18 protein-coding genes are annotated in these 21,608 nt (G+C 66.4%); 9 read left to right on the forward strand and 9 right to left on the reverse strand.

Features of this window, described 5'->3' with window-relative positions; translation table 11 throughout:
* Nucleotide 1: 1 nt before the first annotated feature.
* A complete protein-coding gene (gene dnaE / locus BMX57_RS02295) occupies nt 2-3,502 on the reverse strand; it encodes a DNA polymerase III subunit alpha (protein WP_092362093.1) in 3,501 nt (1,166 codons plus the stop codon).
* Here dnaE and BMX57_RS20280 point away from each other — a divergent pair.
* The 5 genes from BMX57_RS20280 (at nt 3,464) to BMX57_RS02315 (ending at nt 8,706) form a co-directional block, all read left to right on the forward strand.
* Entirely contained in the window at nt 3,464-3,778 is a 315-nt protein-coding gene (locus BMX57_RS20280; protein WP_143057866.1) for a hypothetical protein, read from the forward strand. The two genes, dnaE and BMX57_RS20280, sit on opposite strands and share 39 nt — an antisense overlap.
* A gap of 234 nt (nt 3,779-4,012) precedes the next feature.
* Entirely contained in the window at nt 4,013-5,530 is a 1,518-nt protein-coding gene (locus BMX57_RS02300; protein ID WP_092362095.1) for an ABC transporter ATP-binding protein, read from the forward strand.
* A gap of 63 nt (nt 5,531-5,593) precedes the next feature.
* Nucleotides 5,594-6,676 carry an ABC transporter permease gene (locus tag BMX57_RS02305; protein WP_092362097.1) on the forward strand — a complete coding sequence of 361 codons (1,083 nt, stop codon included), beginning with the start codon at nt 5,594-5,596 and terminating at the stop codon, nt 6,674-6,676.
* A gap of 1 nt (nt 6,677) precedes the next feature.
* On the forward strand, nt 6,678-7,598 hold the full coding sequence (locus BMX57_RS02310) for an ABC transporter permease (RefSeq protein WP_092362099.1): 921 nt from the start codon (nt 6,678-6,680) through the stop codon (nt 7,596-7,598).
* Between the two features lie 34 nt (nt 7,599-7,632).
* Nucleotides 7,633-8,706: a BMP family ABC transporter substrate-binding protein gene (locus BMX57_RS02315; RefSeq protein ID WP_092362101.1), complete on the forward strand. Its 1,074-nt coding sequence runs from the start codon at nt 7,633-7,635 to the stop codon at nt 8,704-8,706.
* A gap of 50 nt (nt 8,707-8,756) precedes the next feature.
* On the opposite strand, the gene BMX57_RS02320 is transcribed toward BMX57_RS02315, so the two are convergent.
* Genes BMX57_RS02320 through BMX57_RS20560 form a run of 4 tightly spaced genes read right to left on the reverse strand, consistent with a single transcriptional unit; the run spans nt 8,757 to nt 12,655 of the window.
* Nucleotides 8,757-10,094 (reverse strand): adenylate/guanylate cyclase domain-containing protein, encoded by a 1,338-nt coding sequence (locus BMX57_RS02320; RefSeq protein WP_092362102.1) that lies wholly within the window; start codon nt 10,092-10,094, stop codon nt 8,757-8,759.
* Nucleotides 10,095-10,150: 56 nt separating this feature from the next.
* The gene (locus tag BMX57_RS02325; protein WP_092362104.1) at nt 10,151-10,765 is read right to left on the reverse strand and encodes a CDP-alcohol phosphatidyltransferase family protein; all 615 of its coding nucleotides are present in this window, start codon (nt 10,763-10,765) and stop codon (nt 10,151-10,153) included.
* 47 nt (nt 10,766-10,812) lie between these two features.
* Entirely contained in the window at nt 10,813-12,048 is a 1,236-nt protein-coding gene (locus tag BMX57_RS02330) for an HlyD family secretion protein (protein WP_092362233.1), read from the reverse strand.
* Entirely contained in the window at nt 12,041-12,655 is a 615-nt protein-coding gene (locus tag BMX57_RS20560) for a hypothetical protein (RefSeq protein WP_177175361.1), read from the reverse strand. Before BMX57_RS20560 ends, BMX57_RS02330 begins: the two co-directional genes overlap by 8 nt.
* Before the next feature lie 62 nt (nt 12,656-12,717).
* On the opposite strand from BMX57_RS20560, the gene BMX57_RS02340 reads away from it, so the two are divergent.
* The 4 genes from BMX57_RS02340 to BMX57_RS20835 all read left to right on the forward strand — a co-directional run bounded on the left by BMX57_RS02340 (nt 12,718) and on the right by BMX57_RS20835 (nt 15,276).
* Nucleotides 12,718-13,794 carry an NAD(P)/FAD-dependent oxidoreductase gene (locus tag BMX57_RS02340; protein ID WP_092362106.1) on the forward strand — a complete coding sequence of 359 codons (1,077 nt, stop codon included), beginning with the start codon at nt 12,718-12,720 and terminating at the stop codon, nt 13,792-13,794.
* Nucleotides 13,791-14,435: a DUF938 domain-containing protein gene (locus BMX57_RS02345; RefSeq protein WP_092362108.1), complete on the forward strand. Its 645-nt coding sequence runs from the start codon at nt 13,791-13,793 to the stop codon at nt 14,433-14,435. The genes BMX57_RS02340 and BMX57_RS02345 overlap by 4 nt, the downstream gene beginning before the upstream one ends.
* 88 nt (nt 14,436-14,523) lie before the next feature.
* The gene (locus BMX57_RS02350; RefSeq protein ID WP_092362110.1) at nt 14,524-14,862 is read left to right on the forward strand and encodes a carboxymuconolactone decarboxylase family protein; all 339 of its coding nucleotides are present in this window, start codon (nt 14,524-14,526) and stop codon (nt 14,860-14,862) included.
* Nucleotides 14,863-15,057: 195 nt separating this feature from the next.
* On the forward strand, nt 15,058-15,276 hold the full coding sequence (locus BMX57_RS20835; protein ID WP_229724172.1) for a hypothetical protein: 219 nt from the start codon (nt 15,058-15,060) through the stop codon (nt 15,274-15,276).
* 104 nt (nt 15,277-15,380) lie between these two features.
* On the opposite strand, the gene BMX57_RS02360 is transcribed toward BMX57_RS20835, so the two are convergent.
* The 4 genes from BMX57_RS02360 to BMX57_RS02375 all read right to left on the reverse strand — a co-directional run bounded on the left by BMX57_RS02360 (nt 15,381) and on the right by BMX57_RS02375 (nt 21,587).
* A complete protein-coding gene (locus BMX57_RS02360) occupies nt 15,381-16,187 on the reverse strand; it encodes a hypothetical protein (RefSeq protein ID WP_092362112.1) in 807 nt (268 codons plus the stop codon).
* Nucleotides 16,188-16,197: 10 nt separating this feature from the next.
* Nucleotides 16,198-18,705: a GcvT family protein gene (locus BMX57_RS02365; protein ID WP_092362114.1), complete on the reverse strand. Its 2,508-nt coding sequence runs from the start codon at nt 18,703-18,705 to the stop codon at nt 16,198-16,200.
* Between the two features lie 141 nt (nt 18,706-18,846).
* Complete coding sequence (locus BMX57_RS02370) at nt 18,847-20,088, reverse strand: hypothetical protein (RefSeq protein WP_092362116.1); 1,242 nt, start codon at nt 20,086-20,088, stop codon at nt 18,847-18,849.
* Nucleotides 20,089-20,183: 95 nt separating this feature from the next.
* Nucleotides 20,184-21,587: an FAD-binding oxidoreductase gene (locus BMX57_RS02375; RefSeq protein ID WP_092362118.1), complete on the reverse strand. Its 1,404-nt coding sequence runs from the start codon at nt 21,585-21,587 to the stop codon at nt 20,184-20,186.
* Between the last annotated feature and the right edge of the window lie 21 nt (nt 21,588-21,608).

Raw genomic sequence — 21,608 nt, forward strand, 5'->3', positions numbered from 1 at the left:
GTCACAACTCCTCGACCGACATCACCCCTTCCAGCGATTTGATCGCGCCCTTGATCTGCGGATTGATCGGAAAATCCTGGCCCAGGTCCATCTCGACATCGCCCGGCAGGCCCGGCGCGATCAGGCAGAACTGAACCGGGCCTTTCGAGGCGCCGCGCGCTGCATTGGCGGCATCCTGAAGAACGCGGGCCACGGTGCCCACCGCATCCGCCTCGTCCACGAACACCCGCAGGCCGGTGGCCCCTGCCCCGGCCACAGCCGCGTCGATCGGCGCGATGGACCGGCCCAGCAGCTTGAGCTGATCCGATTCCTGCGTCGCCTCGGCGGTCACAACAACCTTGGCGCCGGTTTCCAGGAAATCGCGGCTCTTCTCCAGCGCCTCGGAAAACAGCGTGACCTCGAATGCGCCGGTCGGGTCGCTCATCTGGACAAAGGCGAAGCGGTTGCCGCGCGCGGATTTGCGCTCCTGCCGGCCGGCCACGACACCGGCGATCTTGGCGATCAGCGGGCCGGCGCGCACCTTCTCGGTGACGCCGTCCAGGGTCAGCACGTCCTGGCGCCTGAGGCTGGGCATGTAGTCGTCCAGCGGATGCCCCGACAGGTAGAAGCCGATCGCCTTGAACTCCTCGGCCAGGCGTTCGGCGGGCAGCCAGTCGGGGGTCTGCACCAGGCGCGGCTCGGGCAGATCCTCGCCCGCCTCGCCGAACAGCGACACCTGGTTCGAATTCTTCTGATCGTGCACAGCCGCAGAATAGGCCACCAGCGCGTCCAGGCTGTCGAACACGCGGCGCCGGTTCGGATCCAGTTGATCAAAGGCACCGGCACGGGCCAGCATCTCGAGCGGGCGCTTGCCGACGCGTTTCAGATCCACGCGGCGGGCGAAGTCATAGAGGGTGACGAACGCGCCGTCGCCGCGCGCCTCGGTCACCAGCCGCATCGCCTCGACACCCACATTCTTGAGCGCGCCGAGCGCATAGACCAGTTCGCCGCCCTCCACATCGAATGTGGCCTGGCTGCGGTTCACGCAGGGCGGTACCCAGGGCAGGCCCAGCCCCTTGCGCACCTCTTCGAAATAGACGCCCAGCTTGTCGGTCAGGTGCAGGTCGCAATTCATCACCCCGGCCATGAACTCGACCGGGTGGTTCGCCTTGAGCCAAGCGGTCTGGTAGCTGACCACCGCATAGGCGGCGGCGTGGGACTTGTTGAAGCCGTAATTGGCGAATTTCTCCAGCAGGTCGAACACCTCGCTGGCCTTGGGCTTGTCCACGCCGTTCTTCTTCGCGCCCTCGATGAACTTCGGGCGCTCGGCGTCCATCGCCTCCTTGATCTTCTTGCCCATGGCGCGGCGCAGCAGGTCGGCGCCGCCCAGACTGTAGCCGGCCATGACCTGCGCGATCTGCATCACCTGTTCCTGGTAGACGATGATGCCCTGCGTCTCTTCCAGGATGTCGTCGATCAGCGGGTGGATCGAGGTGATCTCGCGCTGGCCGTTCTTGACCTCGCAATAGGTGGGGATGTTCTCCATCGGGCCGGGACGGTAGAGCGCCACCAGCGCCACGATATCCTCGATGCAGTTGGGCTTCATGCGCTTGAGCGCATCCATCATGCCCGAGCTTTCCACCTGGAACACCGCGACAGTCTTGGCCCGCGAATAGAGCTCATAGGTCTTGGCGTCGTCCAGCGGGATCTGGCCGATGTCGTTCTCGGCCCCCTCGAAGGGCTGGTAGATCGTGCTGCCGTCCTGCGCCACATGCAGGTCGCGGCCGGACTTGTGGATGAGGTCGATGGCGTTCTGGATCACCGTGAGGGTCTTGAGCCCCAGGAAATCGAACTTGACCAGCCCGGCCTGCTCCACCCATTTCATGTTGAACTGCGTGGCCGGCATGTCCGAGCGCGGATCCTGGTAGAGCGGCACCAGAGCATCGAGCGGCCGGTCGCCGATCACCACGCCGGCGGCATGGGTCGAGGCGTTGCGCAGCAGGCCCTCGACCTGCTGGCCATAGGTCAGGAGGCGGTCCACCACCTCTTCCTCGCGCGCGGCCTCGCGCAGGCGCGGCTCGTCGCTCAGCGCCTTCTCGATGCTGACCGGCTTGACCCCCTCCACCGGGATCATCTTGCTCAGGCGGTCCACCTGGCCATAGGGCATCTGCAACACCCGGCCGATATCGCGCACCGCCGCCTTGGACAGAAGCGCGCCGAAAGTGATGATCTGGCCCACCTTGTCGCGGCCGTATTTCTCCTGCACGTAGCGGATCACCTCTTCGCGGCGGTCCATGCAGAAGTCGATGTCGAAATCCGGCATGCTGACCCGCTCGGGGTTCAGGAACCGTTCGAACAGCAGGCTGTAGCGCAGCGGGTCCAGATCGGTGATGGTCAGCGCATAGGCCACCAGGCTGCCCGCGCCCGAGCCGCGCCCCGGCCCCACCGGAATGTCGTGATCCTTGGCCCATTTGATGAAATCGGCAACGATCAGGAAATAGCCGGGAAAGCCCATCCCCTCGATGATGCCCAGTTCGAAATCCAGACGCTTCTGATACGCCTCGAGGCTGACCGCGTGCGGGATCACCGCCAGCCGCTTCTGCAGCCCCTCGTTGGCCTGGCGGCGCAGTTCCTCGACTTCGTCATCGGCGAACCTGGGCAGGATCGGGTCTCGCCTGCAGGCCATGAAGGCGCAACGGCGGGCAATCTCGACGGTGTTCTCCAGCGCCTCGGGCAGATCGGCGAACAGCGTCGCCATTTCCTGCGGGCTCTTGAAATAGTGCTGCGCGGTCAGGCGGCGGCGCGGATCCTGCTGGTCGACATAGGCGCCATCGGAGATGCAGATCAGCGCGTCATGTGCCTCGTACATGCCGGCCTCGGGGAAATAGACATCGTTTGTGGCGACCAGCGGCAGCGACTTGGCATAGGCCATCTCGATATGGCCGCGCTCGGTCAGCCGCTCGGCCTCGGGTGCGCCATCCTCGCCGGGATGACGCTGCAATTCGACATAGAGCCGGTCGGGAAAGGCCGCCGCCAGCCGATCCAGAAGCGCCTCGGCCGCCGGGCGTTGCCCCGCCTGCAACTGGCGCCCTATCGGCCCGTCCGGCCCGCCCGTCAGGCAGATGAGGCCGCCGGACAAGGCCTCGAGCTCGGCCAGCGTGACCTGCGGCAGCTGTCCGCGCTTGTCCACGTAGAGGCAGGTATTGAGGCGCATCAGGTTCTCATACCCCGCCTCGGACTGCGCCAGCAGGACAAGGGGCGCGGGCCGGTGGGGCTGTTCGCCGGGCGTTCGCTCGACATAGGCCAGATCGACCTGGCAGCCGATGATCGGCTGGATGCCCGCGCCGCTGGCCGCGACCGAAAACTCCAGCGCGGCGAAGAGGTTGTTGGTGTCGGTGACGGCCACCGCCGGCATCTCCATGCGCTTGCAGAGATCCGGCAGTTTCTTGAGCCGAACCGCCCCTTCCAGAAGCGAATACTCGGTGTGAACGCGCAGGTGGATGAATCGGGGATCGCTGCTCATGGCCCGACATTAGGGGCCGGTTCCGGCAGCGGAAAGCCGAAAGTGCCGGGCCCCGCAGCACCGGGTTCCGCCGCCGAAGCGAAAGGGCCGCTATCGGTTCTCTTGGAATTTTTGAAGCACCTTCGCGCCAACCGGAAGGAAACCCACCGGAATCGCGATGAAATTCCCGGCATTCCCTGCAAGTGGGCCGGCAAAAACGAAAAAATTCTGCGGCGCAGCATCGGTTTTTCTTGCCAGAGCGGCACGCGGCTTTCTAACGTGGCGGCACAACAATAGCCCGCTCGGCCTTCTCCGTCGCATCGGAGGCCGGGGCATATCGGGCCAACAGGGTACCGCGACCGGTTTCAAGTATGAACTTCACGTTTCTTCTGATCGGAGAGCGCGTTGCGCTGCGGGATGTGTCCGCGGGCGCGTCAGCATCCGACCGGCCGTGCGCCGAACGGCCTCAGGGCGCCGGGCCATGAGCGGCGTGGGAAGCGGCCGGGGCGACCAGCGGAAGGAGCCGCGCGCGTGAACACACCACTTCTGAGCCTACAAGGGCTGACCAAGGCCTATCCCGGCGTCGTGGCGAACGACTCGGTATCCTTCGACATCGGCGAGGGCGAGGTCCATGCCCTGCTGGGCGAGAACGGCGCGGGGAAATCCACGCTGGTCAAGATGATCTATGGCCTGGTCAAGCCGGACAGCGGCAAGATGCTGTTGCGCGGCGCGGCTTTTGCGCCCAGCGAGCCGCGCGCGGCGCGGGCCGACGGCATCGCGATGGTGTTCCAGCATTTCTCGCTGTTCGATGCGCTGAACGTGGCCGAGAACATCGCGCTGGGGATGGAGAAGCCGCCCGCCCTGCGCGACCTGGCCGCGCGCATTCGCGAGGTCAGCGAGACCTATGGCCTGCCGCTCGATCCGTTCCGCACCGTGGGCGACCTCTCGGCGGGCGAGCGGCAGCGGGTCGAGATCATCCGCTGCCTGCTGCAGGATCCCAAGCTGCTGATCATGGACGAGCCGACCAGCGTCCTGACCCCGCAGGAGGTCGAGATCCTGTTCGAAACGCTCAAGAAACTGCGGTCCGAAGGCACCTCGATCCTCTATATCTCGCACAAGCTGGAGGAAATCCGCGCGCTCTGCGATGCGGCGACGATCCTGCGGCTGGGCAAGAATGTGGGCGAATGCGTGCCGTCCGAGACCTCGGCGCGGGACATGGCCGAATTGATGGTGGGCACCGTGCTGCAGACCCCGGAACGGGCCGGGCGCGCCTTCGGCGAGATGGCGCTGGACATCTCGGGCCTGTCGGTGCCCAGCCCCTCGGCCTTCGGCACGGCGCTCAAGAACGTGCACCTGGCGGTGCGCAAGGGCGAGGTGCTGGGCATCGGCGGAGTGGCCGGGAACGGGCAGGACGAGCTGCTGGGCGTGTTGTCGGGCGAGATCTTGACCGCGGCGGACGCGGTGAAGCTGATGGACCGGCCGATCGGGCGCCTGGGGCCGACCGCGCGGCGGCGGCTGGGCCTTCTGACCGCGCCCGAGGAGCGGCTGGGCCATGCGGCGGCGCCGAACATGAGCCTGACCGAGAACGCTCTGCTGACCGGGTCGGTGCGCGAGGGGCTGGAGCGCAACGGCTTCCTGCGCTGGTCCGAGACACAGAGTTTCGCCGAGCGCATCATCGCGGAGTTCGACGTGCGCACCCCGGGGCCGGAGAACGCGGCACGGTCGCTGTCGGGTGGCAACCTGCAGAAATTCGTGATCGGGCGCGAGGTGCTGCAGCGGCCCGAAGTGCTGGTCGTGAACCAGCCGACCTGGGGCGTGGATGCCTCGGCGGCGGCGGCGATCCGGCAGGCGCTGCTGGACCTGGCGGCCAAGGGAACGGCAGTGGTCTGCATCAGCCAGGACCTGGACGAGCTGATGGAGATCGCCGACAGCTTTGCCGCGCTGAACGAGGGCCGGCTGAGCGCGCCGCGCGAGACCGCGGACCTGTCGGTTGAGGAGATCGGCCTGATGATGGGCGGCGCGCATGGCATGGAGGTGGCGCATGTGTGATATGTGCGGGCGCCTTCGGCGAGAGTATTTTCGAAAAGATGAAGCCTGTGGGGGAATGTGCCGATGATCGTGCTGGACAAACGGCCGCAGCCGTCGCGGGCCTGGTCGATGGCGACCCCGGTGGTGGCGGTGCTGGCGACGATGCTGTTCGGCGGGCTGCTGTTCGCGGCGCTTGGCAAGAACCCGGTCGAGGCGATCCGGACGATCTTCTGGGATCCGCTCTTTGGCGAGTTCGCTTTCTACTACCGCCCGCAGCTTCTGGTGAAGGGGGCGCCGCTGGTGCTGATCGCGATCGGCCTGTCGCTGGGGTTCCGCGCCGGGATCTGGAATATCGGCGCCGAGGGGCAATACATCATCGGCGCGCTGATGGGCGCCGGCGTCGGGCTGGCCCTCTACCCGCTGGAAGCGTGGTACGTGTTTCCGCTGATGGTGATCGGCGGTGCGCTGGGCGGCTGGGTCTGGGCGATGATCCCGGCGGTGCTCAAGGTGCGGTTCGGCACCAACGAGATCCTGGTGTCGCTGATGCTGGTCTATGTGGCCGAGCAGCTGCTGGCCTCGATGTCTCTGGGGCTCATGAAGAACCCCGAGGGGTTCGGTTTTCCCGGCTCGCGCAACCTGCAGCAATATGAGAGCGCATATAATGCCGAACTGATCGCCGGATCGGGGATGCATTGGGGCGTGGTGGCGGCGCTGATCGCGGTGATCTTTGCCTATGTGCTGCTGAACCGGCACATGCTGGGCTTTCACATCCGGCTGACCGGCGAGGCACCGCGGGCGGCGAAATTCGCCGGCGTGCGGCCCGCGCGGCTGATCCTGTTCTGCCTCGGCGCCTCGGGCGCGCTGGCGGGGCTGGCGGGGCTGTTCGAGGTGTCGGGACCGGCGGGCGTGGTCAGCATCGACTTCAACGTGGGCTATGGCTTTACCGCGATCATCGTGGCGTTCCTGGGCCGGCTGCACCCGGTGGGCATTCTGTTGGCGGGCGGGCTGATGGCGCTGACCTATATCGGCGGCGAGATCGCGCAGTCGAACCTGGGCCTGCCCGCCGCCGCGATCCAGGTGTTCCAGGGGATGCTTCTGTTCTTCCTGCTGGCGCTGGACCTGTTGACCAACTACCGCGTCCGCGCGGCCTGGAGCGAGGTGGCCTGAGATGGACCTGTCCGCAATCAATCCCGTCCTGCTGGTGGCTTCGCTGATGGTCGCCGCCACACCGATCCTGCTGGCCGGGATCGGCGAGCTGGTGGTCGAGAAATCCGGCGTGCTGAACCTCGGTGTCGAGGGGATGATGATCACCGGCGCGATCTGCGGCTTTGCCGTGACGGTCGAGACCGGCTCGCCCGCCTTGGGCTTCGTGGCCGCGGCGGTGGGCGGAGCGCTTCTGTCACTGCTCTTCGCGGTGCTGACCCAGGTGGCGCTGGCCAACCAGGTGGCGAGCGGGCTGGCGCTGACGCTGTTCGGGCTGGGGCTGAGCGCGCTGATGGGCCAGGGCTATGTGGGCATCAAGCCGCCCTCGACGCCGAAGCTGGACATCCCGGTGCTGAGCGACCTGCCGGTGGTGGGCCGGATCCTGTTCGGGCATGACCTGGTGCTGTACCTGGGCATCGCCCTGGTCGCGGCGGTCTGGGCGACGCTGAAATACACCCGCGCCGGTCTGATCCTGCGCGCGGTGGGCGAGAACCACGACGCCGCCCACGCGCTGGGCTACAAGGTGATCCGCATCCGCACGCTGGCCATCCTGTTCGGCGGCGCCTGCGCGGGGCTGGGCGGGGCCTATATCAGCCTGGTGCGCGTGCCGCAGTGGACGGAAGGGATGACCGCCGGCGTCGGCTGGATCGCGCTGGCGCTGGTGGTCTTCGCCAGCTGGAAGCCGTGGCGCGTGCTGCTGGGCGCCTATCTGTTCGGCGGCGTGACCGTGGTGCAGCTGAACCTGCAGGCGGCGGGCGTTGCCATTCCGGTCGAGTATCTGGCAATGTCGCCCTATCTGGTGACGATCCTGGTGCTCGTGATCCTGTCCGCCGACAAGAGCCGTGCACCGGCATCGCTCGGCCGGTCATTCCACGCCGCGCATTGACACTGAATTCAACACACCAACTGGGGAGAAACTCATGAAACTGACCAAACTACTCGCAACCGGCGCCGTGGCGCTGGGTCTTGCGACCGGCGCATGGGCGCAGGACAAGACAAAGGTGGGCTTCGTCTATGTCGGCCCCGTCGGCGACGGCGGCTGGACCTATGAACACGACAAGGGCCGCCAGGCGGTCGAAAAGGAATTCGGAGACAAGGTCGAGACCGTGTTCGTCGAAAGCGTGCCCGAGGGCCCCGATGCCGAGCGGGTGATGACGCAGATGGCGCTGGACGGCGCCGACCTGATCTTCACCACTTCCTTCGGTTACATGGACCCGACCATCAACGTCGCCAAGAAGTTCCCGGACGTGAAATTCGAGCACGCCACCGGCTACAAGACCGCGCCCAACGTGTCGGTCTATTCCGCCCGCTTCTACGAGGGGCGCGCGGTGCAGGGCCACATCGCCGGCAAGATGACGGAATCCAACATCGTGGGCTATATCGGCTCCTACCCGATCCCCGAAGTGGTCCGCGGCATCAACTCGGCCTTCATCCACGCCAGGAAGGCCAACCCGGACGTGCAGTTCAAGATCGTCTGGGCCTATACCTGGTTCGACCCCGCGAAAGAGGCCGACGCGGCCAAGGTGCTGATCGAACAGGGCGCCGACGTGATCCTGCAGCACACTGATTCCACTGCCCCGCAGGCCGCCGCGCAGGATGCGGGCAACGTGATCACCTTCGGCCAGGCCTCGGATATGTCCGAATACAAGCCCAAGCCGCGCGTGAGCTCGATCATCGACAACTGGGCGCCCTATTACATCGCGCGCACCCAGGCGGTAATGGACGGCACCTGGGAGAGCACCAGCACCTGGGACGGCATCCGCGAGGGCATGGTCGAGATCGGCGAGATCACCGACGCGGTTCCGGCGGATGTCAAGGAAGAGGCGGTCGCGCTGATGAACAGCATCGCCAATGGCGAATACCACCCGTTCACCGGGCCGCTGAAAAAGCAGGACGGCAGCGACTGGCTGGCCGAGGGCGAGACCGCCGATGACGGTACGCTGGCCGGCATGAACTTCTATGTCGAAGGACTGGAAGGCGAGATCCCGCAATAAGCGGGCGCCTCAGGCAAGCAGACTGAGCCCCGCCCTCGTGGCGGGGTTTTTCATGACTGCAGGCGAAACAACGGCCATTCTCCCGGAACGCCCTTGAGCGTCTGCGGGGCGAGCGTTTCGAATTCGAGCCCTGATCCGACCACAAGATCGCGGACGGTTCCCGAGACGCGTATCTCTTCCGCGCCTGCCCCGTCGGCGATGCGCTGTGATATTGTCACGGCAAGTCCGGTCACGTCGTCCTGCCGACGCAGGCATTCGCCGGTGTGAACACCAGAGCGGATTTGCAGGCCCAGGGCGGCGGCATCCTCGCGGATCGCCCGGGCGGCGGCAACCGCGCGACTGGGGCCGGCAAAGGTCGCCATCAACCCGTCGCCCAGCCATTTCACCAGATCGCCGTCATGCCGGGACACCGCCCGCCGTGCCGCGGAGTCATGGGACTCGATCAACTGCTTCCACCCTGCATCGCCCAGTTTTGCGGCCCGTTCCGTGGAACCGACGATATCCGTCACCAGGATCGTCGCGAGCACCCTTTCGTCGCGCACCGGAACCTCGGCCTGGGCCACGAAATTCAGGATCTGGTCGCTGACCTGGTACGGATCGCCCACCCACGGCAGATGGTCGTCCCGCTCGAGGATCCGCAATTCGCTGTTCGGCATGGCCTCGGCAAGATAACGGGCATCCCTCAAATCGACCGCCCGGTCGCCGCTCATGTGCAGAACCAGCGCCGGCGCCTGCACCGAAGGCAGAAGGGCGCGAATGTCGATCTCGTAGTTGAGGCGGGTGATCGCAACGGCCGAGGACGGGCTGCCAGACTGCACCAGCAGACGGTTCATGAAGGCCTGCTCCTGCGGATCATCGGCCACCGTCGGGGCCACTTCGCGGAAGAAATCCGAAAAGTCGCCCCAGGAGTTGCGCAGGTTGCTCATATCGGCCTCGTGCGCGTCACGCTTGCGGCCATCCGGCCAGTCGGGTTTCCAGGCCCTGCAGGGGAAGCATCCGATCAGGACAACGCCCGAGACCCTTTCGGGATAGGTCGCGGCGAACATCGTCGTCATGTTGCCGCCTTCGCTGACACCGAACAGCGCCGCACGTTCCGATCCGGCGGCGTCCATCACCGCCCGGATGTCCTCGGCGCGTTCTTCCAGCGTGGGGGCACCGACATTGCGGTCGGACATTCCCGTGCCGCGCTTGTCGAACAGGATCAGCCGACACCGCTCGGCCAGTCGGTTCAGAAAGGCCGCATAGCCGGGATGCTCCCAGGCAACATCGATATTGTGGAGCCAGCCCGAGGCATAGACAAGGTCCACCGGACCGTCACCGAAGACCTGATAGGCAATCGAAACATCGCCCGCGAGCGTGAACCGGGTCTCGGGTCTGTCGGCTGCCATATTCACCCCAAAGCATCACCTGCACCGGCACCATAGTACACGGCGCCGCGCCAAGGTCACGCCGAACCGGAAAACACCCGCGCCGCCAGCAGCACCCTGGATCCGGCGGTGACGAAGCACAGCGCTCCGAAGACCCAGGCCATCGGCGCGAACCAGGCGGGCCAGAGGCAGAGCGCGACAAAGAAGGCGATGGTTTCGGTCCCCTCAAGCAGGCCGCCGGTGAAATAGAGCGTCTTGACCCCGCGCGCGGAGGACGACATCCGGTGCTTCTCGGCCAGCACGGCATAGGCGAGGAAACTGGCGCCGTTCACGTAGAAGGCCATCAGCAGGAACGAACCCGCCACCCCGTTGCCGGACGGATCGGCCAGCACGAAGGCCAGCGGGATCGCGCCGTAGAAGGCGAAATCGCAGGTGATGTCGAGAAATCCGCCGAAATCGCTGGGCTGGCCGGCGCGCGCCACCGCCCCGTCCAGCCCGTCGGCCAGGCGGGACAGCAGGAGCGGCGCCAACGCCAGCAGGGGGTGGCCGAAGGCGATCAGAACCGCCGCCGCCAGGCCCAGCACGAGGCCAGCAAGCGTCACCTGGTTGGCGGTGATGCGCCGACGCGCCAGCCGACGCCCCTGGGCGTTCAGGATCGGGTCGATCAGGGGGCGGATCTTGGCATCGAGCATGGGTTCGACTTAACGCCAGTGGTCTTCAAGCGCCAATCACGTTCCGATCAATGCTCGCCCAGCACCAGGGTCGTGACCGGCATCAGGAGCATCTGGATGCGCAGAAGGATCGCATGGACCAGCCCGACAGTATCGACAACGTGCAGATAGATCCAGCGCGCGGTGCTGAGCCCTTCGTCGTCCAACGCATCGTGGTTGTTGGTATAGGCGTTCGCGATACAGGTGGCGCCGGCCGGGATACCTATGGTCTGGCCGGCGTAGAGCGGTTCGAGGAATGCGGTGATCGTTCCGGGCCGGGCGTTGTCCTGCGGGTCGCGCAGCCGGTCGGTGGGGCGGATCTGGCCGGCCGGAATCACGTCCTGAACCGCGACGATGACCATGGGGATCACTTCGAACGGTTTGGCCAGGCAACCCATCTCGGCAAACATGCCAGGTTTGATCACGCTGGCGCTGATCTGCGGAAAGCCCGCGACATAACGTTCCTGTTCCGTGAAGGTTTCGGGCACAAGGATGCCCGCCGGGCGCAGGATCGGGTTCACGTAGTCTCCCACCTGCAGGCCGAATTGCTCGACCCGGCCCGACGTGCCGGCGACCACGGTTGTCTTGGCCAGTTCCGCTTCGGCCTGTTCCAGCGCGGCCTGGGCGCTGGCGCGCTGGGCCGGGATCAGCACGTCGATGTTCTCTTTCACGGCATCGCGCGCGGCCGCCGCCGCCGCCACCTCGCCCTCGCGCCGGGCTACGAGGTTCTCCAACCGCTCGATTTCCGTCAGACGCACGGCGGATGACCCGCGGTCGCGCAGCTCCTCGTTTCGGGCCAGGTCGTCCCGCGCCTGTTCCAGGGCCGCCGAAGCCTGTTCGATCCCGGCCTCTGCGGCCGCAAGGTCGGCTCCGGCCACCTGTTGCGATGCTTCGACCTCGGCGATCTTGCGGCGGGCGGTCTCGACCGCGGCCTGCTGGCTGGTGGCGTCGAGGCGGAACAGCACGTCGCCGGCCTCGACCGTCTGGTTGTTCTCGACACGCACCTCGGCCACGCGCCCGCCGGTTTCGGGCAGGATCGTGACCGTGCGAAAATACGAGGTCACGGTCGTGGCCGACGGATGGTAGAAGAACACCAGCGTGATCAGCGATATGGTCAGCACCGTGCAAAGCGTGATCCCGTAGCGCAACTCGTACCACATCGAGAAGAACGTGATCTCGCGCCCCCAGCGTTTGCCCTGGACGTACCGGCGATAGAGATAGTCGGGCAGGATCGTCACCAGCGAACTGAGGAGAAGTTCAAACATCGCGGCCATCCCCCGGTGCGGGATCCGGGGTTTGCGCCGTCGGCGGCGCGGCGTCAGGGGTGGCCTGCGCCGTCGACCGGGCCGGTTCCGGAGCGGCGGCCGGGGCCGCGGCTTCCGCATGCGGCGTCTGTTGCGCCACCGGCAGTCGGCTGTAGATCGCCATGAGCGAATCCGAGATGGATTGCAGCGGCGTCAGGAAATCCGGCATCCGGAACGCAGCCAGCAGCAGCGCCGCGACCCAGAACACGTTGTTATGCGTGAACAGCGCCAGCAGGGCGAGAATGCCGATCACCTGGAACTGCGTGTGATTTCCGTGATGCGCCATCCGCTCGGGCAGTGAATGCAACGTGAAATAGAAGCCGCCGATCAGAATGATCAAACCGATGGTGAAGACGGCGACCGCGGTGAACAGGGGGTCGCTGCCGTCCGCGCCGGGAAGGTAGCTCGGAACATGCGCCGAAGCCATCGGGTGTAGGTCGGGGCTTTCCACAGCGTGCTCCAGGTTTGCGGCAAGGCCAGTCTCCGCTTCTTTATGGGCGGGTTTCAAGCATTTATGCAAGAAGTGACTTCCGCACTGGGCGGGGGCTTTTTCTTCGCGAAGCGCCATGCGAGTGTGCGCGCGACCGGGGTCGGAGGCGCCCTCCCCGCGCCCAGAAGGAACAGGATGGCATGGACGATTTTCTGGTGATCGGCGGCGGCATCGCGGGGCTGAGCGCGGGCGCGCGCCTGTCGCGTCACGGCAAGGTGACGGTTCTCGAGGCGGAATCCGCGCTCGGTTATCACGCTTCGGGCCGCTCGGCGGCGCTGTTCGAGGAGAATTACGGCCTGGCGCCCGTGGTGGCGCTGAACCGGGCCAGCGCGGAGTATCACCGGACGGCCAATGGCGGTTATCTCAGCCCGCGGGGATTCCTTCTGGTCGGGCGCGCCGAAGACGGGGAGGCTTTTGCCGGGGACATGGCTGCGCTCGGGCTCGAGCGGATCTCCTGCGGCGAGGCGATGGACCGGGTGCCGATCCTCGATCCGGGCATGCTGGCCGAGGCGGCCTATCACGCGGGCGCCGAGGATATCGACACCGACAGGATGCTGCAGGATTTCGCGCGCGAGATCCGGCGCAATGGCGGGCGGGTTCTGACCGGTCACCTGGTCGAGGCCATCGCGCACTCTCCGGGCTGGCGGGTCGATGCGGCCGGCGAGACCTTCGAGGCGCGGATCCTCGTCAATGCCGCCGGGGCCTGGGCCGATCAGGTGGCGGCGCTGTCCGGAGTCGAACCGGTCGGCCTGACACCGTGCCGGCGGTCGATGGCCCGCCTGCCCGCACCGGGCGGCCACGATGTCACCGGCTGGCCCCTGATCATGGGCGTGGGCGAGCGCTGGTATGCCAAACCGGATGCCGGCAAGCTTCTGGTCTCGCCCGCCGATGCCGACCCGGTCGCCCCCCAGGATGCCTGGGCCGACGACATGGTTCTGGCCGAGGGGTTGGCGCGCTACGAGGAGATGGTGACCGAGCCGGTCACCCGGGTCGAGACGAACTGGGCCGGCCTGCGCAGCTTTGCCCCCGACAAGGCGCTGGTGCTGGGCCCGGACCCGGAGGTGCCGGACTTTGTCTGGTGCGCGGGCCAGGGCGGCTATGGCTTCCAGAGCGCGCCGGCGGCCTCGCAACTGGTGGCGGATCTGGTCACCGGGGCCGCGCCTGCGATCGACGCGGACATGGTTGCGGCGCTGCGCCCCGACAGGTTGCGGCGATGAACCGGCGCCCCCTGCCCCCGCAGGCCAGCGTCGCCACGCCGGGTGAAGGCGGCCGCCTGGTCGCGCCGGCGGCCAGCCGCAATGCCGAGGCGCTGGGCGATCTGCTGGCGCGCGTCGCACCGGCGCAGGGTCGCGCCCTGGAGTTGGCCAGCGGCACCGGCCAGCATGTCGCGGCCTTTGCCGAGCGGTTTCCGGCGCTGCAATGGCAACCCACCGAGATCGCCCCCGCGCGCCGCGCCAGCATCGACGCCTATTGCAAGGCGCTGCCCAATGTCGCGCCGGCGCTGGAACTGGACGCGACCCGACCGGGCTGGTCGGCCGAGCATCCCGGTCAGGACCTGATCCTCCTCGTCAACCTGTTGCACCTGATCAGCGCCCCCGAGGCGGAAACCCTGATCGCCGAAGCCGCCCGCGCGCTGTCGCCGGGCGGAACGCTGGCGATCTACGGCCCCTTCATGCGCTCGGGCGCACTGACCAGCGATGGCGACCGCCGGTTTCACGCCGCACTGAGCGCGCAGGACCCCGCCATCGGCTACAAGGACGACCAGGACATTCTGGACCTGGGCGCGGCTGCGGGGCTCGAGGTTGCGGAGCGGGTCGAGATGCCCGCCAACAACCTGGCCCTGGTCTGGCGGCGCTAAAAACCGGTGCCCACCTGATCAAGATCAAGGACCGGCGCGGTATCAGCGCACACATATGCAAAAAATTTCATATGTGAAGGAGATTTCGATGAGCTGGAACCAGAAGCTGGCCGCGACCCGCTCCGGGCTGCGCAACCTCAACGGCGCCATACCGGACACGTCCCGCGCCTTTGGCGCGCTGGGCAAGACCGTCAAGGAAGGCGGCATGCGGGACTACAAGACCAAGGAGTTCATTGCGTTGGGAATCTCGATCGCCTCGCGGTGCGAACCCTGCATCTCGCTTCACGTCGAAGCGCTGGTCAAAGCCGGTGCAACCCGCGCGGAACTCGCCGACGTCCTGGGCATGTCCATCCAGATGGGCGGAGGACCGTCCATGATGTACGCCGCCAAGGCGCTGGAATGCTTCGATGAACTGACCGCAACCTGACCGCGGCATCCTGTCGCCGACGGAACGCCTCTGCCAGGCCGGTTCATCCGCGACACGCAACACAGAGGAGAGCGCCATGTTCTGTCTCAAGACTTCCCCGTTCTTGTTGCCCTGACCCTCGCCACGTCGGCAAATGCCCAGCCGGTGCCGGGCGCCCACTTTATCGAGAATTGGGATCTCGACGGAGATGGCCAGGTGACGCCTGCCGAGTTGACCGAAAAGCGCGGCGAATTGTTCTACATGTTCGATCAGGACGGGAATGGCACGCTGGACCCGGCAGAATACGACCTGTTCGACGAGACGCGGCGGGCCGATATCGAAACCAACGCAGGCGGCCGCAAGGGGCCGATGAGGGTGGTCGATCACGCCATGGCGCGCGGATTCAACGACGGCGATGGCGACGGGATGGTGTAGGCGGTTGAGTTCGAAGCCAAGTCCGCAGATGTCTTCGGGATGCTCGACCTGGATGGCGATGGCGCAATTGCGGCTGCGGATTTCGCGGCCATGCGCAAGGGCGGCTAGGCCGCGCCCTCCGACCGGGACAGGAACCGGGCAAGCACAAAGAACGCGCCGATCAGCAGGGCTGGCAGCACGAGGATCTTGAAGATGAACACCGCGAGGATGGCGATGTAGCTGCGCAGCAGGTCATCGGCGCGGTCAGACACGTTCGCCACGATTTCCTGGTAGCGCCCGGCCTCGTCCATCGCGCTGCCAAGGTTCTGCCACCAGCCGGCGGGAGCATCGGTGTCGGGGATAGCGCTTTCGGCGTCGGCGCTGATCTCGGCGATGACGGCCGCATGTTCGGCCCAGACATCCTCGGTCAACCGGTCGGCGACCAGCCCCGACAGCAGGAAGGCGACCGGCAGCGCCAGCGCAAGGAACAGCCCGTACCACACCAGCCGCCGCGACAGGGCGACGACGACCGCGTGCCGCCCGATGCCGCGGTCGGCCATCCAGATGCCCAGCGCCAGCGCCATCATGCCCGCCCCCACGGCGCTGACCGGCCCCATCGCCACCGAGAGGACGCCGGTGACGATCATCACGTTGAACACCACCCCGGCGATGCGCTCGATCGTGTCGTCGATGGGTTCGAGGAAGCGGAAGGGCTGCGCCGAGGCCGAGGCGACCAGCGAGCCGCCGACCTCGACCTCCTGCGCTGATGACAGCACCGCGTTGAGCGTACGCAGCGAGACATAGATCCCGGCGCTGGCGGTGGCCACGTCACCGGCATAGGCGCGGGCCGCCTCGGTCACGGGGTTCGAGCGGTAGAACACCGTCGCCAGAAGCGCGATCCCCGCACAGAGCGCGAGGACCGCCAGCCGCACCGGGCGGCGCTCAGCCGTCCTTGCGGATGGTCTCGTTCTTCGGATCATAGGGGCTGTCGCATGTGACGGTCGCGTCCCACAGCTTGTCGAGCATCCTGACCTTAAGCTTCGTGCCCTCGACCGCAAGATCCGGCGTGACGTAACCCATTCCGATGGACTGGCCGAAGGCGACCGAATAGCCGCCCGAGGTCAGGCGGCCCACCCGGGTGCCATCGGGCGTATAAAGTGCCTCGCGCCCCCAGGGGTCGGCATCGTCGGGTCCATCGATCAGCAGGGTGCAGCATTTGACCCGAACGCCGGTCCGCTCCAGCGCGTCCTTGCCGTGGAACTCCTTGGACAGGTCCACGAAACGCGGCAGGTCTGCTTCGAGCGGGGTGGCATCCCGGCCCAGCTCGTTGCCGAAGGCGCGATAGCTCTTCTCCTGCCGCAGCCAGTTCTGCGCCCGCGCACCGACCAGCTTCATGCCGTGCTCGGCGCCCGCCTGCTCCAGCAGATCAAAGAGGTAGTTCTGCATCTCGATCGGGTGATGCAACTCCCACCCAAGCTCGCCGGTATAGGCCACGCGGATGGCGTTGACCGGGCACATGCCCAACTCGATCCGGCGGGCGGACAGCCACGGGAAGCGCTTGTTGGATAGCGCGGTGGCCGGGTCGGCATCCTTGATGACCGCACTCAGCACGTCGCGCGATTTCGGCCCGGCAATGGCAAAGACGCCCCATTGGGTGGTCACGTCCTGAATCTCGATATAGCCGAATTCGCCCATCTTGTCCTCGGCGGCCTTGCGCAGGAAATCGGCGTCGTATTCCGTCCAGGCGCCGGCGGAGACCAGGTAATACTCGTGCTCCTTCAGGCGCACGATGGTGTATTCGGTGCGCGTGGTGCCGTGATCGGTCAGCGCATAGGTCAGGTTGATGCGTCCAACCTTGGGCAGCTTGTTGCAGGTGAACCAGTCGAGGAACCGGGTCGCGCCGGGCCCCTTGACGATATGCTTGGTGAAGGCAGTGGCGTCGATCAGGCCGACGCCCTCGCGGATCGCCTTGGCCTCGTCCACCGCATATTGCCACCAGCCGCCGCGGCGGAAGCTGCGCGCGTCATGGTCGAAGTTGTCCGGCGCACCCAGCGGGCCGTAGTAGTTCGGACGTTCCCAGCCGTTGACCCAGCCGAACTGAGCGCCGCGCGCCTTTTGCCGGTCATAGGCAGGTGCGGTGCGCAGCGGGCGGCAGGCCGGGCGCTCCTCGTCCGGATGGTGCAGGATGTAGACGTGGTCGTAACATTCCTCGTTCTTGCGCGCGGCGAACTCGGTGGTCATCCAGTTCTGGCTGTAGCGCTTGGGATCGAGGCTGGCCATGTCGATCTCGGCCTCGCCCTCGACCATCAGCTGCGCCAGGTAATAGCCGGTGCCGCCAGCGGCGGTGATGCCGAAGCTGAATCCCTCGGCCAGCCACATGTTGCGCAGCCCCGGTGCGGGGCCGACCAGCGGGTTGCCGTCGGGCGTGTAGCAGATCGGCCCGTTGAAATCGTCCTTGAGCCCGCTCTCCTCGCAGGAGGGGATGCGATGGATCATCGCCATGTACTGGCTTTCGATCCGCTCCAGATCCAGCGGGAAGAGGTCGGCGCGGAAGCTGTCGGGCACGCCATGTTCGAACCTTGCCGGTGCGTTCTTTTCATAGACGCCCAGGATCCAGCCGCCACGCTCTTCGCGGACATAGCTCTGCGCGTCGGCGTCGCGGATCACCGGATGCTCGGCCCCGCCGGTCTTGCGGTACTCGACCAGCGCGGGATCCTTGTCCATCACGATGAACTGGTGCTCGACCGGGATGGCGGGGATCTTGATGCCCAGCATCCCGGCGGTGCGCTGCGCGTGGTTGCCGGATGCGGTGACGACATGTTCGGCGCTGACCACGACCTGCTCGTCCGAGGGCACCAGGTTGCCGCCCTGCTCGACCATTCGGCTCAGGGTGACGTCCCAGTGATCGCCCTTCCACTCGAACCCGTCGGCCTGCCACTTCCGCTCGATCGTCACGCCGCGCTGGCGGGCGCCCTTGGCCATGGCCTGGGTGACATCGGCAGGGTTAATGTAGCCGTCGGTGTTGTGATAGAGCGCGCCCTTGAGGTCCGAGGTCTCGATCAGCGGCCAGCGCGCCTTGATCTCATCCGGGGTCAGCCATTCGTAGGGCACCCCGCAGGTCTCGGCGGTCGCGGCATAGAGCATGTATTCGTCCATGCGTTCGTCGGTCTGCGCCATGCGCAGGTTGCCGACCACCGCGAACCCGGCATTGAGGCCGGTCTCCTCTTCCAGCGTCTTGTAGAAATCGACGGAATACTTGTGGATATGCGTCGTGGCGTAGGACATGTTGAACAGCGGCAACAATCCGGCGGCGTGCCAGGTCGAGCCGCTGGTCAGCTCGTCGCGCTCCACCAGCATCACGTCGTCCCAGCCGGCCCGTGCCAGGTGATAGGCGATCGAGGTTCCGACGGCTCCGCCGCCGACGACCAGGGCTTTGACTTGGGTTTTCATGACCAGGCGACTCCGCTTGAATTTGCTTGCCCCCATATGGCGCAAACCCCAAGCCCAGCGCGACAGCAACCCGACCTGTGAAGGGAAAAAAACGACCCGCGCGGGCGGCGCGGGCCGGAAATGCGCGGCCGGAGGGCCGGCTCAGCCGCCCGACAGCGTGCAGCGCTTGACCGCGCCGTTCAGCGAGCAGTTCTGCTTGACGCCCGCCGGGGTGCCACCCTTGCGCACCTTGACCTCGACCGGCTCGCGCGGTTCTGCGGCGGCGATGTCGTCGCCCTTGCCGAACGCCGAGCCGATCGTGGCCAGGAACCCCTTGGCCGCGCCCAGCCCCGGAATGCCCGCCTTGCGCCGGTCGCCATCGACCAGCGTTTTCAAACCCTTGCGGTAGTCGCGCTGGATCCTGTCGCCCAGGTCCGCGACCTTGCCGCCGGTCAGGTCCATCACCCCGTCCCGGCCGCCATTGCCCGAGGTGATGGTGTTCACCACCAGAGCCTTCTCGTCGATGTTGCTTATCTGCTGCTGCGCCGCGGCGGCCTGCAACTGCCGGAACTCCGAGTGCAGCGCGCCCATCGCCAGCGCCAAATCGGGCTGCGCTTCCTCGGGTACCACGACGTCGTTGCCGACCACCGGCACCGGCCAGCGCAGGAGCGCGTTCAGCCCCTCGAAATCGACACCGGCCAGGATGTCACGGATCGCGGCATCGTCGGCCTGCGCATGGATGCGGATCACGACTTCCTCGTCCAGGCCGATCCGGCCGATGATCTCGCGATAGGGGCGCTTATCGGCATCGGATGCCAGCGCATGACCCAGATCCTCGATGAATCCCACACCGCCGATCACCGCAAAGCCCGCCTGATCCCTGCCGCCGAAATTCTCGGCGGCAATGGTCTGCGACACCAGGCCCATCAGCGAGTTCCTGGCCGCGCGCGGCTTGAGATGCACGTCGATCCAGACAATCTGTTCGCCGTTTTCATAGACCCAGCCGCGCTTGTCGGCCTTGCGCGCCATGTCCTCGGCCTTGGCCCGGCTCAGCCCCATCGCCACCGGCGAGGCCGCCGCGCTGGGGCTGTTCATCGCCTCGAAGCGCGACCGCACGGTCAGGACCGCCGCGTTCTCGCCATCCAGAAGGCTGCGGCGCGACCAGCCGGCGGGGGCTTCGGGCAGGTAAGGCTTGCCGCCTTCACGCCACCGCTGCTGCCGCTCTTTCTCAAGCTGGGCCGAGTGTTTCTCGGCCTGGTAGAGGTCGAACCTCGTGTTGACGTTCTGGATATATCCGGACAGGCCCAGCGACCCGCCCGCCTTCTTGTTCTGGAGGTAGTAATCGACGCCCGCGCCGGTAATCGCGCATACCGCCGCGAAACCCAAAAGATGCAACTTGCTCAAGATACCTGTCCCCTGAATTCATTCAGGTCCGTTGCAACAGGGAATTCAGGCGCTTCCGGGGCAGAATGTCGGAAAAAGCTTGATCGGCGTGCAGCTCAGCCGGGCAGGATCTTGCCGGGGTTCATGATGTTGTCGGGATCCAGCGCCGCCTTGATCGCCGCCATATAGCGGGTCGCGGCGCCAAGCTCTTGTTCCAGATAGGGTTTCTTGCCCTGCCCGATGCCGTGTTCGCCGGTGCAGGTGCCCTCCATCGAGATTGCCAGATCGTTGAGCCAGCCGACGAATTCGCCGGCCCGCGCCACCTCGTCCGCGTCGCTCATGTCGATCAGCGGCAGGCTGTGGAAATTGCCGTCGCCCACATGGCCGACAATGGGCGCGATCAGCCCCAGCTCGCGCGCCTTGTCCTGCGCCGCGGTCACGCATTCGGCCAGCCGCGAGATCGGCACGCAGACATCGGTTGAGATGCCGCTGGCGCCCGGACGCAGTTGCAGCGAGGCCCAGTACATGTCGTGCCGCGCCTTCCACAGCTTGTTGCGCTCTTCGGTGGTGGTGGTGGCGGCAAAGCCGGTTCCGCCGAAATCCGCGGCGATCTCGCCGAAGCTGTCGGCCTGCTCCACGACGCCGTTCTCCGAGCCGTGGAATTCCAGCAGCAGGAGCGGCGTCTCGGGCAGCTCCAGCCCGGAATAGTCGTTTGCGGCCTTGACGCTCATCTCGTCCAGCAGCTCGATCCGGGCCATCGGGATGCCGAACTGGATCGTGGCGATCACCGCCTGGCAGGCCGCGTCCACGGACGGAAAGGAGCAGCGCGCCGAACTGATCGCCTCGGGGATGCCCTGCAATCGCAGGGTGATCTCGGTGATGATGCCCAGCGTGCCCTCGGCCCCGATCATCAGGCGGGTCAGGTCATACCCGGCCGAGGTCTTGCGGGCGCGTTGCGCGGTGCGGATCACCTGCCCATCGGCCATCACCACTTCGAGGCCGAGGATGTTGTCCTTCATCGTGCCGTAGCGCACCGCGTTGGTGCCCGAGGCGCGGGTCGCCGCCATGCCGCCCAGCGAGGCATTGGCGCCGGGGTCGATGGGAAAGAACAGGCCCTGGTCGCGCAGATGGGTGTTGAGATCCTCGCGGGTGACGCCGGGCTGGACCACGCAATCGAGATCCTCGGCATGCACCGCGAGGATCCGGTTCATCCGCATCAGGTCGACCGAAATACCGCCCGCCGGCGCGTTCACATGCCCCTCGAGCGAGGTGCCGGTGCCGAAGGGGATCACCGGCACCTTGTATTCGGCGCAGATGCGCACGATCTCGGCCACCTCGTCGGTGCTTTCGGGAAAGACCACCGCATCGGGCGACTGGTTGTCGATCCAGGTGGTCGTGTGGCCGTGCTGTTCACGCACTGACGCACCGGTCTGCACCCGGTCGCCGAAGCGCTGTTTCAGGATACCGGTGACGGTCTCGATCCCGGTCTCGTTGCGCGGCAGCATGATGGGCTGGGCCATGCCCGTCCCTCCCCTTGGTTG

It is taken from the genome of Cribrihabitans marinus (assembly GCF_900109035.1).
GTDB classification, from domain to species: domain Bacteria; phylum Pseudomonadota; class Alphaproteobacteria; order Rhodobacterales; family Rhodobacteraceae; genus Cribrihabitans; species Cribrihabitans marinus.

Bases quoted from the DNA above. Each gene is read 5' to 3' on its own strand.
- dnaE (WP_092362093.1), bottom strand. From the start codon at position 3,502: ATGAGCAGCGATCCCCGATTCATCCACCTGCGCGTTCACACCGAGTAT.
- BMX57_RS02325 (WP_092362104.1), bottom strand. From the start codon at position 10,765: ATGCTCGATGCCAAGATCCGCCCCCTGATCGACCCGATCCTGAACGCC.
- BMX57_RS02330 (WP_092362233.1), bottom strand. From the start codon at position 12,048: ATGTTTGAACTTCTCCTCAGTTCGCTGGTGACGATCCTGCCCGACTAT.
- BMX57_RS02340 (WP_092362106.1), top strand. From the start codon at position 12,718: ATGGACGATTTTCTGGTGATCGGCGGCGGCATCGCGGGGCTGAGCGCG.
- BMX57_RS02320 (WP_092362102.1), bottom strand. From the start codon at position 10,094: ATGGCAGCCGACAGACCCGAGACCCGGTTCACGCTCGCGGGCGATGTT.
- BMX57_RS02365 (WP_092362114.1), bottom strand. From the start codon at position 18,705: ATGAAAACCCAAGTCAAAGCCCTGGTCGTCGGCGGCGGAGCCGTCGGA.
- BMX57_RS02305 (WP_092362097.1), top strand. From the start codon at position 5,594: ATGATCGTGCTGGACAAACGGCCGCAGCCGTCGCGGGCCTGGTCGATG.
- BMX57_RS02345 (WP_092362108.1), top strand. From the start codon at position 13,791: ATGAACCGGCGCCCCCTGCCCCCGCAGGCCAGCGTCGCCACGCCGGGT.
- BMX57_RS02310 (WP_092362099.1), top strand. From the start codon at position 6,678: ATGGACCTGTCCGCAATCAATCCCGTCCTGCTGGTGGCTTCGCTGATG.
- BMX57_RS02315 (WP_092362101.1), top strand. From the start codon at position 7,633: ATGAAACTGACCAAACTACTCGCAACCGGCGCCGTGGCGCTGGGTCTT.
- BMX57_RS02375 (WP_092362118.1), bottom strand. From the start codon at position 21,587: ATGGCCCAGCCCATCATGCTGCCGCGCAACGAGACCGGGATCGAGACC.
- BMX57_RS02350 (WP_092362110.1), top strand. From the start codon at position 14,524: ATGAGCTGGAACCAGAAGCTGGCCGCGACCCGCTCCGGGCTGCGCAAC.
- BMX57_RS20560 (WP_177175361.1), bottom strand. From the start codon at position 12,655: ATGGCGCTTCGCGAAGAAAAAGCCCCCGCCCAGTGCGGAAGTCACTTC.